11 protein-coding genes are annotated in these 15775 nt (G+C 59.2%); 7 read left to right on the top strand and 4 right to left on the bottom strand.

The features are described 5' to 3' along the window. Positions 1-15: 15 nt before the first annotated feature. From H4684_RS02355 to H4684_RS02365, 3 genes are all read right to left on the bottom strand, one after another. Entirely contained in the window at positions 16-1104 is a 1089-nt protein-coding gene (locus tag H4684_RS02355; RefSeq protein ID WP_192622697.1) for an HD-GYP domain-containing protein, read from the bottom strand. A 75-nt stretch (positions 1105-1179) separates the two neighbouring features. After that, complete coding sequence (locus tag H4684_RS02360; protein WP_192622698.1) at positions 1180-4452, bottom strand: PAS domain S-box protein; 3273 nt, start codon at positions 4450-4452, stop codon at positions 1180-1182. 271 nt (positions 4453-4723) lie between these two features. Beyond that, positions 4724-6667 (bottom strand): aldehyde ferredoxin oxidoreductase family protein, encoded by a 1944-nt coding sequence (locus H4684_RS02365; protein WP_192622699.1) that lies wholly within the window; start codon positions 6665-6667, stop codon positions 4724-4726. Positions 6668-7072: 405 nt separating this feature from the next. On the opposite strand from H4684_RS02365, the gene H4684_RS02370 reads away from it, so the two are divergent. Beyond that, positions 7073-7735, top strand: coding sequence for a hypothetical protein (locus H4684_RS02370; RefSeq protein ID WP_192622700.1), 663 nt, complete (start codon positions 7073-7075; stop codon positions 7733-7735). A gap of 5 nt (positions 7736-7740) precedes the next feature. Here H4684_RS02370 and H4684_RS02375 read toward each other — a convergent pair whose 3' ends face one another. Further along, a complete protein-coding gene (locus tag H4684_RS02375) occupies positions 7741-8301 on the bottom strand; it encodes a manganese efflux pump MntP (RefSeq protein WP_192622701.1) in 561 nt (186 codons plus the stop codon). 215 nt (positions 8302-8516) lie between these two features. On the opposite strand from H4684_RS02375, the gene speA reads away from it, so the two are divergent. From speA to H4684_RS02405, 6 genes are all read left to right on the top strand, one after another. Continuing rightward, on the top strand, positions 8517-10484 hold the full coding sequence (gene speA, locus H4684_RS02380; protein ID WP_192622702.1) for a biosynthetic arginine decarboxylase: 1968 nt from the start codon (positions 8517-8519) through the stop codon (positions 10482-10484). A 34-nt stretch (positions 10485-10518) separates the two neighbouring features. Continuing rightward, a complete protein-coding gene (locus H4684_RS02385; protein ID WP_192622703.1) occupies positions 10519-11709 on the top strand; it encodes a saccharopine dehydrogenase family protein in 1191 nt (396 codons plus the stop codon). Further along, complete coding sequence (nspC, locus tag H4684_RS02390; protein WP_192622704.1) at positions 11709-12878, top strand: carboxynorspermidine decarboxylase; 1170 nt, start codon at positions 11709-11711, stop codon at positions 12876-12878. Before H4684_RS02385 ends, nspC begins: the two co-directional genes overlap by 1 nt. A gap of 405 nt (positions 12879-13283) precedes the next feature. Then, positions 13284-14069 (top strand): ABC transporter substrate-binding protein, encoded by a 786-nt coding sequence (locus H4684_RS02395; RefSeq protein WP_092188988.1) that lies wholly within the window; start codon positions 13284-13286, stop codon positions 14067-14069. Positions 14070-14146: 77 nt separating this feature from the next. Next, positions 14147-14803, top strand: coding sequence for an amino acid ABC transporter permease (locus H4684_RS02400; protein ID WP_092188986.1), 657 nt, complete (start codon positions 14147-14149; stop codon positions 14801-14803). An 82-nt stretch (positions 14804-14885) separates the two neighbouring features. After that, positions 14886-15623, top strand: coding sequence for an amino acid ABC transporter ATP-binding protein (locus tag H4684_RS02405; protein WP_092188984.1), 738 nt, complete (start codon positions 14886-14888; stop codon positions 15621-15623). Positions 15624-15775: the final 152 nt, after the last annotated feature.

A 15775-nucleotide genomic window follows, 5' to 3' on the forward strand; every position in this document is an offset into this window, starting at 1 on the left:
TTTGTGATGCGGATCCTAGTCCTGCCACCGCACGCGGATGTTCCGGATTCTATCGATGTTGGCAAAAAATGCCTCGACGACTTCGGGGTCGAAATGACTGCCCGAGCTTTCGCGGATGATGGCCAGGCATTTTTCCTCGGGGAAGGCTTCCTTGTATGGCCTTTCGCTGGCCAGGGCGTCGTAGGTGTCGACCACCGCGACGATGCGCGCCGCCAGGGGGATGTCTTCACCGGACAAGCCGAAGGGATAGCCGCTGCCGTCCCAGCGCTCGTGATGGAGCAGGGCCAGCGTGCGGGCCAGGTCGAGCAATTCGTTGCCGTCCAGATCCTTTCTGTCCCACTGCTCACAGCTCGAATGCGCCTCTTCCTTGCTGGTCAGGGGGCCCAGGATCTCGCAGCCGAACATGCAATGCTGCTGCATGATCTTCCACTCGGCGGGGTCGAGTTTGCCGGGTTTTAAAAGCACTTCGTCGGGGATGCCGATCTTGCCGATGTCGTGCAGCGGGGCGCAGTCGCGCAGGTTGGCGCAGCTTGACTCGTCCAGCCCCAGGGCCTCGGCCAGGACCGCCGCGATTTCTCCGACCCGGATGACATGATGGCCGGTCTCGTTGTCTTTGTATTCGGCGGCGCGGCTCAGCCGGTGCATGATCTGGCGCCGGGTGCGCTCCAGTTCGGCGGTGCGCTGACGCACGAGCTGTTCGAGGTTGGTCTGGTATTCCCTGTTTTCCCGGATCAGCCTGGCTTTTTCGATGACCTTGCCAAGGGTATGGTCGAGGATGCTGAAATTGTGCAGGGGCTTGGTCAAAAAGTCCCACGCGCCAAGCCTTACGGCCTGCAGCGCGTCGTCGACCACGCCCACGCCCGAGAGGACGATGACGGGCAGTTCCGGCGCCTCGATTTGAGCCTGCCGGAGGAAACCGTAACCATCGAGGACCGGCATGTTCAGATCGACGATGACGGCCGCCAGCTCGGGCAGGACCTTGCGCATGGCGTCGAGACCCTCGCGTCCGTTGGCCGCGTCGAGGGTCTCGTATCCAAGGTCTTCAAGGTAGGCGCACAGGGAGCGGCGCAGTCCGTCTTCGTCGTCTATAACCAGGATGTTCATGGGTTTTCCCGCCTTGCCGGCCTGCTCATGATGTCTGACATGCCCGCCTTGATATGTTGAAATCCTGCCGTCCGTCTAGGCATGCGACTCGTTTTTCACCGATTCGGCCGGTCCGGGCAATTCTATGCTGAACATGGTCCCTCCTTCGGGAGGGGCGGTGACGTACATGGCTCCGCCGTGGCCCTTGGTGATGATGAAGTAGGACACGGACAGCCCGAGGCCGGTCCCCGCTCCGGCGATCTTGGTGGTGAAGAACGGCTCGAAGATGCGTTTGCGGTTCTCAGGGGAGATGCCGGGCCCGTTGTCGGTGATGTCGATGCGCAGGCCCGTCCCCAGCGCTCTGGCCCGGATGCTGATGCAGGGATCGGAAACGGGCGGTTTGGCTTCGGCCATGGCCTGGGCCGCGTTGCGCAGCAGGTTCAGGAGGACCTGTTCGATTTCCGTTTCCGTGCAATGCAGGCAGGGCAGTTCTTCGGGCAGGTCCTTCACGATTTTTATGGATTTGAAATCGTAGTTTTTTTTGAGGTCATAGTCGCTGGAGGCGAGTCGCAGGGAATTGTCAAGGATGGTCCTTATGTCGCAGACCGAGCGTCTTGACTCGCTGCGTCTGCTGAAGTCGAGCATGTGACGAATGATCTCCGCCGCCCGGACCGCCGCGCCCTGGATGTCGCGGATGAAGACGTCGATCTTGCGCTCCTTCAGGTAGCGGTCCACGTGGTCAAGGTTGGCGCCGATCTTCGCCGCCGCCTCGATGTTCTTGGGGAAGTCGGCCCTGGTGCGCAAAGTGATGGTCTGGGCCGCCTGGAGCACGATGCCGAGCGGGTTGTTGATTTCGTGGGCGATGCCGGCGGCTATGCCACCGAGCGAGAGCATTTTCTCGGACTGGATCATGCTCTCCTGCATGGCCCGCACGTGCGTGATGTCCCGGGTGATGGCCAGGATGCAGGGTGTGTCGTCGACGCTCATAAACCTGGCCGAAGTGGAGCATTGCATGATGTGCCCGTCACGGTGGCGCATGTCGAATTCGAAGTTTTCCACTTGGCCGTCACGGAGCAGGGCTTGCACGAAGTCGGTCCGTCTTTCGGGCGAAGAGAAGATTTTCAGTTCCAGGGTGCTTTTCCCCAGGGCTTCGTCCCGGGAATACCCGGTGGTGCGCGTGAAGGTTTCGTTGACCTCCAGCAGTATCCCGTCTTCCTTTCTGGCCAGGGTGATGATGTCCGGAGAGAGCTGGAACAGGCGGGAGAACATTTCCTTTGAACGCCGCAGGGCTTCCTGGGCTTCTTTGAGTTCCGTGATGTCCACGGTCATGGACAGGATGCAGTCCTCGCCGTCCAGGGTAATCAGCCCGCCCGAGTAGAGAAGATGCCCAGTGCTCCCGTTGGGCCTTTGCACCCGGGTTTCGAGGTTGTGGATGTTGCGGCTGCCCTTGAGGCTCATGAATATCTCTTCCTGGTGCTCAACCGGCAATGCGCCGATTTCCTTGGGAGAGAGGTTGAGCAACTCGGTTTTGCTGATGCCCATCTTGTTCAGGAAGGCGGTGTTCGCGTCCATGTATTTTCCGTCCGGAAGGCGATTGATGGACATGGAATAGGGCGCGTGTTCAAAGATTGTGCGGAATCTCTTCTCGCTCTCCGCGATTTCGATCTGTTTTCTCTTGAGCATGGAAATGTCGCGGCCTTCAACGATAAAATTGACGACCTGACCATTCTCGTCGCGGAACGGAGACATAGTGAAGTCGATGTATGTTTCCTTGTCCTCGGTATCGACATGCACGACCTCACTGCGCACGGTCTGGCCCTTTTTGACCTGATCGATGAGATTCAAAAGAAACGATTCCGCCTTTTTCTTGTCGGGCCACCAGGGCCCGTCCCAGAAAGGCTTGCCCAGAACCTCCTCCGGTTTCGCCTTGGCCCATTTGATGCTGGTGCGGTTGGCGACGAGGAGGTTGCCCTTCAGGTCGAGCAGGCCGATGAATTGCGTGGTCTGTTCGAGCAGCGCCTTGTTCAGAGCCTGGGCGCGCTGCATTTCGACCTGGGCTTCCTTGCTTTTCTGGACGTCAAGATTGAGACCGATGATGCGGGTCGGGCGGCCTTCGTCGTCCCAGGAGACGGCGCGGCCCTTGCCCAGAATCCAGCGCCATGAGCCGTCCTTGGCGCGCAGGCGGTATTCCGCTTCGTACATGCCCCTGCCACCTTCATCAATGTAGGCGGAAAAGGCTCCCATGGCTTTTTCGCGATCCTCGGGATGGATGAGTCTGGTCCAGTCCTCCACGCCGCCTGTCACGGCCCGGGGCGAGTATCCGAGCATGGAGTACCATTCCTGGCTGTGCATTTCCCGACCCTCTGACGGATAATTCTCCCAAAATCCCGCCTGGGTGGTCTCAAGGGCCAGCCGGAAACGGTCCACCTGTTCCGTCAGGGCGGACTCGGTGCGCCTTAGTTCATGGATTTTCCTGCGCAGCTTGCGGCTCAGGACCCACGCGATTCCCGCAAGCACCAACAGGATGATGGCCGTGAAAAGAGCCGCGAGCTTCAAGGCATCAAGGGTCTGCTTGTCAGGAAAGAATGTCGGAAATTGAAGCCATCGATCGATGATGCCTTTCTTTTCGGATTCGCTGATAAAGTCCAGAGCCTTGCTTACGGAACTGGCCAGCAGCGGATAGTGCCTGCTGACGCCGATGGACAGCTCCTGGGTCGCCTCCAGGCTTCCCGCGACGCGCAGGTTGGGCAGTTTTTCCTGGTCGATGTACCAGGCGGCCACGGCCAGATTCTCGACAAAGGCGTCGACCACCCCGAAGGACACGTCGCGCAGGCCTTCGCGGATGGTTTCCACCTCCACCACGCTGAACCGGTCTCGGGCGGCCTCATGGACCATGCCGGCCGAAGCATAGCCCCGAACCACGGCCACGCGCATTCCGTCAAGGTCATCCAGGGTCAACTGGCCCTTGACGCGGCGGGAGGTGACGATGACATGCGGAATTGTTGCATAGGGTCGGGTGAAATACGTGTATTCGGAGCGATCCGCGGTGTTGACGATGGCCGGGGCCAGCGCCGTGGTCCCGTTTTGCAGGCCTTGCAGGACCTCGGTCCAGGGCACGCCCTGCTTGCGGAAGGTGATGCCGAGGAATTCTTCGATCCGCGCGATGATATCGGCGCTCAGGCCGGCAAATTCGCCGCCGGGTTTTTCGAATTCCAGAGGGGGAAATGAGCGGTCGAAGGAGAGAAGCAGGGAATCCCTGTGCTCGGCCAGCCACGCTCTCTCTTCCGGACTCAGGTCCGACGAGGGCATTGCTGCCGGGCATTGGCCGCATAGTGTCAGCAGCAGGAGCAGGGCAAGGATGAAACGCATGAGCCATTCCGGGGATGAAGATACAGGCCGTATGACTCGGCCATGGATGTCTCTAGCACGAGATTTGCCCCGGAAGCAATAAATGGGGCCGATCCTGGGCCTCTTTTCAGAAGGATGCCCAGGTCTTCGGGTTCGGGCGTCAGGGTTTGGCGTGTCTGACGCCCAGGCTGCGCCGGGCCACCCGGACAAATGCGTGGTATGACATTGTCTGCCTTTGCTACCCAAGGCAGTCAAGCATTTAGTGTTGTTGAAGATCCGAGTTGACTGCCTATCAGGCCCGCTTGCCTCCGTGGGGATAGGCGTGAAGCGGCCAAAGAGTCGGCCCGGTCCACTCGGGGTAGGGTCCCTCGTCGTGCAGACGCGCTCCTTCTCTGCCAAGGCCCAGTTCTTCCATGCGTTCCCGGGTGGGGATGCCGGTTTGCGCGTCCTGCCCTTGAAGGGCGTAGTAGCGGCGGAGAAGGTCCCGGTGCCTGGCACGCTCCTTTTCCATTTCTTCCGGGCCATGGTGGTCCGGGTTCAGGGGGATGGAGTCGTGGGCGCTGGTGATGCCCCGGCGGGCGTTGAAGGCTTTTTCCAGCGTGTAGATGCGGTCCGCTGCGTCAACGAGGCTCTTTTCGGAAAAGGTCTCTCCGGTGGCCGAACTCAGCAGGCGGGCCAGTCCTTCGAAAAGAGGATGCTTCCAGGCCAGGGGCAGGGCGTTGGCCCAGGAATTGACCGCTCCCTTGCAGCGTCCCACGGAGTCGGCCAGGGTGCAGACCCGCTCCGAGAGAATGATGGCCTGCACCGGGTCGTCCATGTCCGCATGCATGGCTCCGGAAGCCTGGAGCCTGGGATAGAGGTCCGGATCGTTTTCGCCGTAGGCCCAACTGCGTCCGCGCAGATGGTCGGCGCCGCGTGTCGAGGTGGCGTGGGCCAAGGCGAAGAGTCCGGCCGGGTAGGGGCCGCGGCTCAGGCCCTTGACGTGGTAACAGTACTGCATGGCCTCGGGGCCGAGAATCTTGGCCATGGAGAGCATGCCTTCGGCCAGGATATTGCCGAAGCCCTCCCGCAAGGCCGTCAGATGCACCAACTCGATCTGGTCTGCGGCGTTCTCCCAGGACAGGTCGAGACCGCCGGTCTGTTCGCGGGTCAGGATGCCGCGCGCAAAGAGGTCCTTGGCCAGGGCGATGGTGTTGCCCAGCGGAATGACGTCGAGGCCGTAGATGTCGCCAAGATTGCTCATCTCCATGATGGCCACGGGATCGCAGACCCCGCAGTTGGTGCCCATGCAGAAGATGGACTCGTATTCAAGCGCTTCGCCGTGTTCGCCTTTGCGCGAGCCGTCCGGGATCTCGTACACGTTCTTGCAGCGCACGGAGCAGTTCCCGCAGCCCGTGCGGCCGATCTCGTATTTCTTCCAGGCCTCGGGTCGCAGTTGCGGCGGCACCTCGCCCGGCTCCAGGTACTTGGTGTAATTGCGAAAGCCGGGGCGCCAGTCGCTCATGCCGTGATGGGAGCCGTACTTGGCGGCCACGTTCCGCTGAAATTCGTCCTTGGCGAAGAATTCCCGGTCAAGGGCGGCCAAGTCCTTGAAGGTCCCGGGGTCGGCCAGACTTACCGAATGGTTGCCGACGACAACGACCGCCTTGAGGTTCTTGGAGCCGAGCACCGCGCCGCTGCCACGCGCGGCCGAAGCGTATTTGTCGACGATGGTCGAGGCGAAGCGGACCAGGTTTTCGCCCGCCTGACCGATGCAGGCCACGGAGGCCTTTTGGCCGTGCTTGGCCAGGAGCAGATCGGTCGTTTCCCAGGCGCCCTTGCCCCACAGGTGCGCGGCGTCGTGCAGCTCGGCGCTTTCCGGCGTGACCAGCAGGTAGCAGGGTTTTGGCGCGCGGCCGGTGATGATGATCTGGTCGGCCCGTGCGCGCTTCATGACCGTGGCGAAGCGTTCGCCTGCGTTCCCGTCGCCGAGGATGCCCGAATAGGGTGAGAGGGTGGAGACTTCCATGCGACTGGTCATGCCTAGAATTGTCCCGGACAGCGGGCCAGGGGCGATGCAGTAGACGTTTTCGGGGTTCAAGGGGTCCGTGCCGGGGGGCACACGGTCGAAAAGCGTCTTGGAATTGAGGCCTCGGCCGCCCAGGAAGGAGACGGCCAGTTCGCGCGGCAGCTCCCCGGAACGGGCCTTCATTGTCGAGAGGTCGATATCCAGAATGCGCCCGGTCCAGCCGTGCATGAGTCCTCCTTGGCAAGGGTTGGGGTGTGGTTTCCCCATACTTCGGATCAGGCGCGTTGCCTAGATGCGCGGAAGCGTTCACAGGTTGGTTTGAAGATCCGCAACGGGTACGCCCGAGGCAGATTCGAGACACCCATAATACGTACAGATGCGTATTATGGGTGTCTGCATTTTGGTAGCACTACATATTACATTTCAGGTTCTTGATGAATAGAAATACGAGCATACGGAGTGAAAAACGTACAGGTTGGTGAATTCAAACAGATTGAAGTGGTGTATGGAACGCAGTCAAAAAAATACTTTTTTGAAGATCTGAATATTTTAAATAAATAGCATTCTGTATTTTTTGTATAAAATTAAATAATTTTCTGAATAATAATTAATAATTTTTTGGAGGGTGCCGTTATGAAAGAAAAAAGAATTTTTAATTTGTGCTTTGATAACAAGCATATCGTTTTTTATTGTGGAGCTTCTCAGGATGATATAGTGCAACTTGTGCAACTTGATCGTGTTGTATATGAAGAAGAGCATCTTGTTCCATTGTCTAGGATTAAGAGCTGGAACGATAAAAATAATAAAATTTATTGTGTTGCAAAAGAAATAGAATCAAATAAGATAATTGCATATATAGGCATGTTCCCTCTGAAAGAAAGAACTTTTATGGATGCTCTCAGAATTGACTTTGATGAAACAAAGATAACTCCAGACGATATAGATTGTTACGAAAAATCCAAGATGTATTATTTGTATATAAATTCTGTCGTTGTCGCTCCTGAGTACAAGTCAAATTTCTTGATTTATAAGAATATTTTTGCATGTTTCTTCGAGTTTGTTGTAGATCTTACACAGGATGATATTTTTATTTCTGACGCATGTGGCCGTGCCACGTCTGAAGAGGGAATCAAGCAGTGCAAGTCATTTTTGAGAATGCAGGAAGTTGCGAATGACGATAAGTCCGGGTTGCGGATTTTTCACGCCAAGCTGTTTCCGGTATCCATGCGACTTCCTTTCGATGTCGGGAAGAAGATTCACAAATTGTACACTGAAAAATATGCATGCATGGCGTAACGGTCTCAGAGTGCCTGCCACAGGATCTTGCAGCCGATGGCAAGCAGCACGCCGCCGCCGAGCACTTCCGCGTACTGGCCGAGGCGGGTCTCGCAGCCGAGATATTTGCCCAGATGCAGGCCTGCGGCGGTGAAAAGCAGGGCCACCACGCCGATGATCGCCGCCGGGACCCAGATGGACAGGCCCAGCATGGCAAGGGTGAAGCCGACGGCCAGGGCGTCGATGCTTGTGGCCACGGAGAGCATGATCAATTTTGTGCCCACGGTGGGGTCCTGGCAGGCATTGTCCTCGTCCTTGTGCAGCCCTTCCCAGAGCATGTGCCCTCCGATATAGAGGAGCAGGGCGAAGGCGATCCAGTGACCAAAGCGCAGAAAATATTCGCGTACGGCATAGCCGCCAAACCAGCCGATGATGGGCATGACGGCCTGAAATAGTCCGAAGTGCCAGGCCAGACGAAAGGTGTGCCGCCTGGTCACGACCTTGAGCGCCACGCCCGAAGCGATGGCAACGGCAAAGGCATCCATGGCCAGGGCGATGGCCACGGCCATAATTTCAACGAAAGGCATTGTGTTCTCCTGCGGGTGAAAGGGCAAAAGGCAGATAGCCCAAGGTGTGGCGCAAGGCAAAGCCGAAATTGAGCCGTTCCAGGGGCCGGAAAGTCACGGTGTGCCGACGGGGCACAAGATTTATTGACGGCCTGCCCCCCGCTGTTTAGAGGGGGTGCGCTGGCCCGGATTCTAGCTGGGCTTGTATCATTCAGGTAAGACGGTGGAGGATTTTGATGCGATCTCGGAATCTCGAAAAATGGACCGTGGAACGTTCTGTGGAACTCTACGGCGTGGACAACTGGGGCGGGGGATATTTCAAGATCACCCCCGACGGCAAGCTCGGCATAACGCCCTTTCCGGGCAAGGGTGTCTGCGTGCCCATTCCCTCCATCATAAGCGGCCTGCAGGAACGAGGTCTGGGACTGCCGGTGCTGCTTCGGATCGAGAATCTGCTCGATGCGCAGATTTCCCTGCTTCACGATTCTTTTGCCTCGGCCATCAAGACCCTGCAATACAACGGCGAATTTCGCGGCGTGTATCCGGTCAAGGTCAATCAGCAGCAGCAGGTTCTCGAAGAGATCGCCAAGGTCGGCAATCGCTACAACCACGGCTACGAGGTCGGCAGCAAGGCCGAATTGATCGCGGCCCTGTCTTTCCTGAAAAATCCCAAGGCCTGTCTGGTCTGCAACGGCTACAAGGACCGGGATTACATCGATCTGGCCCTCTACGCCTGCAAGATGGGTTTTCTGTGCTTCCTGGTTCTTGAAATGCCAAGCGAACTGCCGCTTATCATGGATCGGGCCAAGGCGCTCGGCATCAAGCCGCGCATCGGCGTGCGCATCAAGGTCTCGACCCAGGCGGGCGGACACTGGGCAGAGTCGGCCGGGGACCTGTCCATCTTCGGCCTGTCCACGGCCGAGGTCGTGGATGTGCTCGACCTGCTGCGCGGACAGTCCATGCTCGATTGCGTGCAGCTCCTGCATTTTCATCTCGGTTCGCAGATTCCCAACATCCGCGACATCCGAACAGCCGTGCACGAAGCCACGCGCATGTACGCGGAGCTGGCCAAGGAAGGCTGCGCCATGGGCTATCTGGACCTGGGCGGCGGCCTGGCCGTTGACTACGACGGCTCCCACACCAATTACGCCAGCAGCCGCAACTATTCCCTGGAGGAATACTGCACGGACATCGTCGAGTCGGTCATGGCCACGGTGGACGAGCAGGATCTGCCGCATCCGCACATCATCACCGAGTCCGGCCGGGCCACGGTGGCCTATTATTCGGTTCTGCTGTTCAATGTGCTGGACGTCAGCCGCCTGGAAGACCGCACCGTGCCCCAGGCCCTGGACGAGGACGACCCCGAGGCCATCCACAACCTGCTGGAAGTGTACAACTCCCTGTCGCTCAAGAATCTTCAGGAATGCTACAACGACGCCATCTACTACCGCGACCAGATGCGTCAGCTCTTCCGCCTGGGCCAGTGCAGCCTGCGTCAGCGCGCCATGAGCGACACCATCTTCTGGGCCGTGATCCGCAATATCGCCGAGAAACTGCCCGAGATGAAGAATCCGCCTTCCGCCCTGAAGGACGTGGATTTGGCCCTGGCCAGCATCTATTACTGCAACATGAGCGTGTTTCAGTCCCTGCCCGACGCCTGGGCCATCGGACATCTCTTCCCGATCATGCCCGTGCACCGGCTCGACGAGTGTCCCGAAGAGCAGGCCATCCTGGCCGACATCACCTGCGACAGCGACGGCAAGCTGGACAGCTTCATCGACATTCACGGCGTCAAGCGCGTGCTGGAGCTGCATTCGGTCAAGTCTTGCGAGCCCTACTATCTGGGCGCGTTTCTGGTCGGGGCCTATCAGGAGACCCTGGGCGACCTGCACAATCTCTTCGGCGACACCAACGTGGTCAGCGTGCGCATCAATGAAGACGGCACCTACGACTTCATCCGCGAGCTTGAGGGCGACAGTGTTGCCGACGTGCTTTCCTATGTGGAATTTGAACCCAAGCAGGTTCTGGAGAATTTCCGCAAGGTGGCGGAGCAGGGGGTGCGCACGGGCAAGATCAGCCCCCAGGAGCGCTTTATGATCATGCGTGCCTACGAACGGGGCATGCGCGGGTACACCTATTTGAACGTGGGGCGGGATTGCGAAAATCCCGATGCCTGCAGCGGCGGGTTGTCGAGCGGGTTGTAATCTGAAACATTCCTTACCTGAAAGGAGGATCGCCATGTCCAAAGTGCTCATTATCGGCGCCGGCGGTGTCGGCCATGTCGTGGCTCACAAGTGTGCCCAGGTTCCCGATGTCTTCACCGAGATCATGCTGGCCAGCCGGACAAAATCCAAGTGTGACGCCATCGCCGCGTCCATCAAGGAACGGATCGGCCGTGAGATCCAAACGGCCGCCCTCGATGCCGACAATGTGGCCGAAACCGTGGCCCTCATCAAATCGTTTCAGCCCAAGCTGGTCCTGAACGTGGCCCTGCCCTACCAGGACCTGGCCCTCATGGACGCCTGCCTTGAAACCGGCGTGGACTACCTCGACACGGCCAACTACGAGCCCCTCGACGAGGCCAAGTTCGAATACAAATGGCAGTGGGCCTATCAGGAGCGCTTCAAGGAGAAGGGCCTCATGGCGCTGCTGGGGTCGGGCTTCGACCCCGGCGTGACCAACGTCTATTGCGCCTACGCCCAGAAGCACCTCTTCGACGAGATCCACGAGCTGGACATCATCGACTGCAACGCGGGAGACCACGGCCAGCCCTTCGCCACCAACTTCAATCCCGAAATCAACATCCGCGAGATCACCCAGCGCGGCCGTTACTGGGAGCGGGGCGAGTGGGTCGAGACCGATCCCCTGTCCTGGCGCATGAGCTATGACTTTCCCGAGGGCATCGGTCCCAAGGACTGCTACCTCATGTACCACGAGGAGCTCGAATCCCTGGTGCAGAATCTGAAGGGCCTCAAACGCGCCCGCTTCTGGATGACCTTCTCCCAGAACTATCTCAATCATCTGAAGGTGCTGGAGGGCATAGGTATGACCTCCATCGAGCCCGTGGACTACAAGGGCCAGAAGATCGTGCCCCTGCAGTTCCTGAAGTCCGTGCTGCCCGAACCGGGCTCGCTTGGACCTCTGACCAAGGGCCGCACCTGCATCGGCTGCGTCATGAAGGGCGTCAAGGACGGCAAGGAACGCAAGGCCTACATCTACAACATCTGCAGCCACGAGGAGGCCTACCGCGAGGTCGGCTCCCAGGCCATCTCCTACACTACGGGCGTGCCGGCCATGATCGGCGCCATGATGATGATGACCGGCAAGTGGCGCGGCGAGGGCGTCTTCAACATGGAGCAGCTCGATCCCGATCCGTTCATGGAGAAGCTGAACGTCCACGGCCTGCCCTGGGTGGTGGTCGATCTGTGATGGACGGACGCACTTCGTACCGGTTTGATCCCCGCCAGGTCGCCACGCCTTCCTTCGTGGTCGACCTGGGGCTCATCCGCCGCAATCTGGATGTGCTGGCGCAGGTCAAGGAACGCACCGGATGCAAGATTCTGTTGGCACTCAAAGGCTTTGCCATGTGGAGTCTGTTTCCGGTGCTGCGCCAGGTGCTCGACGGCGTCTGCGCCAGTTCGCCGCATGAAGCCAGGCTCGGACGGGAAGAGTTCAAGCGTGAGGTGCATGCCTTCGCGGCCGGATATTCCCAGTCCGACATCTTCGACCTGTGCACTACGGCTGATCACATCGTCTTCAACTCCTTCGCCCAGCTGGAAAAATTCCGGGGACTTATCGCAACCGAGGCCGCGCGTCTTGGGCGTGAGATCGAGCTTGGCGTACGCATCAATCCGGAGCATTCCGAAGGGGCCGTGCCCATCTATGATCCGTGTTCTCCGGGCTCCAGGCTTGGCGTGCGCCGGGCTGACTTCCGCCCCGACCTGCTGGACGGCGTTACGGGCCTGCACTGGCACAACCTGTGCGAGCAGAACTCGGACTGCCTGGAGCGGACCATCGCGGCGGCGGAGAAGAGCTTCGGCGAATTCTTCGGACGCATGCAGTACGTCAATTTCGGCGGGGGGCATCACATCACCCGTCCCGACTACGACGTGGACCTCCTGTGCCGGCTCGTCAGCGAGTTCAAGCAGCGTCACGGAGTGCAGGTCTATCTCGAACCCGGTGAGGCCGTGGCCCTGAACACGGGCTACCTGGTCTCGACGGTCCTGGACGTGACCCAGGCCGACATGCCTATCGCCATTCTGGACACTTCCGTCCCGGCGCACATGCCCGACGTGTTGGAGATGCCCTATCGCCCGTACATCGTCGGCTCCGGCCTGCCGGGCGAGAAGGCTCACACCTACCGCCTGGGCGGCCAGTCCTGCCTGGCCGGCGACGTGGCCGGGGAATACTCCTTCGACAAGCCCCTGGAACCGGGCGACCGCCTCGTCTTCACGGACATGGCCCACTACTCCATGGTCAAGACCAATACCTTCAACGGCATCCAGTTGCCCTCCATCGCCACCTTCGAACCCGAGGACGGGTCCATGCGGGTGGTGCGGAGCTTCGGATACGAGGATTTCAAGGGCAGGTTGTCCTGAAAGCCTGAACGTCTTTGGGACCGACACCAAAAAGCGGGAATCCGAATCATTCGGGCTCCCGCTTTTTTCATGACAATTCGAAATCTTCCTTTTTTTTGTTTTTCTCGGGTACTCCCGTGTACCCGAAACATCCCCACGCTCCCCCCTTGTTCGGCAATGCACAATAGTGTTTACTTAGTATGAATCTGAAACATGTTTCGTGTCGGCTATGACGATGCAGCAATACAGCATCGATGCTTTGCATGCTGCACAGAGCTGATTGTCATTCGGTTCGACGTGGCTTTTCATCTCCGGCAGCCAAATTGATTCTCTGATTTTGACCATGTCGCGACGAGAATCGCTGGGGATTCAGCCTGACATTTCCTTTCCGGAAGAGCGTCATTTCATCAAAACACAGGAGCTTTCATGAAAAATGTTACGCGTGTGCTGGCCGCTGTTGCGGTCTCGTTTTTTCTCCTTGGACTCGTTGCCTGTTCCGACACGGAGGTTGATTCCCTCGAACGTGTCCGCGAGGCGGGCGAGATCAGTTTTGCCATGAGCGGCGGCTATCCACCCTTTAATTTCTATAGTGAAAACAACGAGTTGGTGGGATTTGACGTGGATGTGGCTCGCGAGGTGGCCACCCGCCTGGGAGTGACCCTCAAGCCGGTGACCACGGAATGGAGCGGCATCATCGAGGGACTGCGCTCCGGCGTGTATGACGGCATCCTGGGCAGCATGGCCGTGACCGAGGATCGACTCAAGGTGGTCAACTTCTCCACGCCCTATTACTATTCCGGGGCGCAGATGATGGTCGGAAAGGATTCACCCTTTGCCTCGCCTGAAGACCTGCGCGGCCGGATCGTGGGGGTGGTCACGGGCACCACCTTTGCCGACGACGCTGCCAGGCTCGGTGTGGGCGAGGTCAAACTCTACAAGGACGATACCCAGACGCTGACCGAGCTGTCGAACGGTGTGGTGGACGGCGTGATCACCGACCGTGTCGTGGGCGTGAACGCCATGAATTCCGACAGGTTCGAAATCGCCCCTCTGGGCCCGCCCCTACGCAGCGAGAACATAGCGGTGGCATTCAACAAGAATGACCAGACCCTCCTTGAAGCCGTCGATCAGATCCTGCGGGGCATGCACGAAGACGGGACCCTGGCGCGATTGAGCGTCAAGTGGCTGAGCACCGACATTACCACCAAGTAGACGCCTCACGGCAATGACACTGCGTCCGGGGCGTTACGCCCCGGACGGTCCCAACCTTCAAGAAATCGGACACTCGCATGTATTTCGACTTTGCGGCTCTGCCCAAGTATCTTCCCTATTTTCTTCCGGCGGCGTGGATGACGCTCAAGGTCTCGGCCCTTGGCATCGTGCTGGGCGTGGCCCTGGGCCTGGGCACGGCCTTCATGCGTATCTCCAAGCGCCGTTTGCTGAGCATTCCCGCCCGCGCCTATATCTACGTGGTGCGCGGAACGCCGCTGCTGCTGCAATTGCTGTTCATCTATTTCGGCCTGCGCAGTCTGGCCGGGCTGACTGCCCTGACCTCGGCCGTGCTCGCTCTTGGCATCCACAACGGCGCGTACATCGCCGAGATATTCAGGGGGGCCATCGTCTCCATCTCAAGCGGGCAGATGGAGGCGGCGCGCAGCCTGGGCATGCCCTATTCCAGGGCCATGGTGCGCATCATTCTGCCCCAGGCCCTGAAGCGCGCGGTGCCGTCGCTGGGCAACCAGTTCATCATCGCCCTCAAGGATTCATCCCTGGCCAGTACCATCACCATCAACGAACTGCTGCTCAAGTCGCAGCAGCTGGCATCATCCAATTTCATGATGATGGAGATGCTGCTTCTCGCGGCGGTGTTCTATCTGCTTTACACGGCCGTGTTCAGCTGGCTGTTCCGGGCCCTGGAGGCCCGGCTCGATGTCTCGACGCAGTAGTCCTGGCCGTAATGCGGAGTTGGCGCGTGGCGTCACGGCGCAAGTCCGGTAGCGGAAAATTTTCAAACCACGGGAGGAAGCGGTGCAACAGACGCCGGTCATTGAAATACAGGGGCTGAACAAGTGGTTCGGCGACCAGCATGTGCTCAGGGGCATCGACATGGCGATCATGCCGTCCGACGTGGTCTGCGTCATCGGGGCCAGCGGGTCGGGCAAGAGCACTTTGCTTCGCTGCGTCAACTATCTGGAGACTTACGATCAGGGCGAGATCCGCGTTGGCGGGCAGCTCGTCCACGGCGACGAACGGTTCATCAACGCCCTGCGGTCGCGGGTGGGCATGGTTTTCCAGCACTTCAACCTGTTTCCGCACATGACAGTGCTCGGCAACGTCACCGAAGGCCCGACTCAGGTACGCGGGATGTCCAAGGCCAAGGCCCGGGAGCTTGGACGCTACTATCTGGACAAGGTTGGCCTTGGGGACAAGGAGGGCGCCTATCCCCAGAACCTTTCGGGCGGGCAGAAGCAGCGCGTGGCCATTGCGCGAGCCCTGGCCATGGAGCCGGAGGTGATGCTTTTCGACGAGCCCACATCGGCCCTGGACCCTGAGCTGGTGGGTGAGGTGCTGTCCGTCATGCGCAGGCTGGCCGACGACGGCATGACCATGATGGTGGTCACGCACGAAATGGGCTTTGCCCGCGAGGTGGCGGACTCGGTGGCCTTCATGGATGAAGGCGTGATCCTGGAGCAGAGCCGCCCGGACTCCTTTTTCGACGCCCCGAAGATGCCCCGCACCAGGGAGTTCCTCGGCCAGATACTGTAATCCCGGAGGCAGGCTGTCCATGTCGGGCGCAGACCTCTTGGCTGTGAAAAAAAACAGGGTAGTGTGCGGGATCTTCAGCAAAAAGAAAGACCATGGCATATGTGGGTTGTACCACCAAACCACAACTCCCGGAGGAATCTGCCATGGTCAGG

It is taken from the genome of Desulfomicrobium macestii, assembly GCF_014873765.1.
GTDB lineage: Bacteria > Desulfobacterota > Desulfovibrionia > Desulfovibrionales > Desulfomicrobiaceae > Desulfomicrobium > Desulfomicrobium macestii.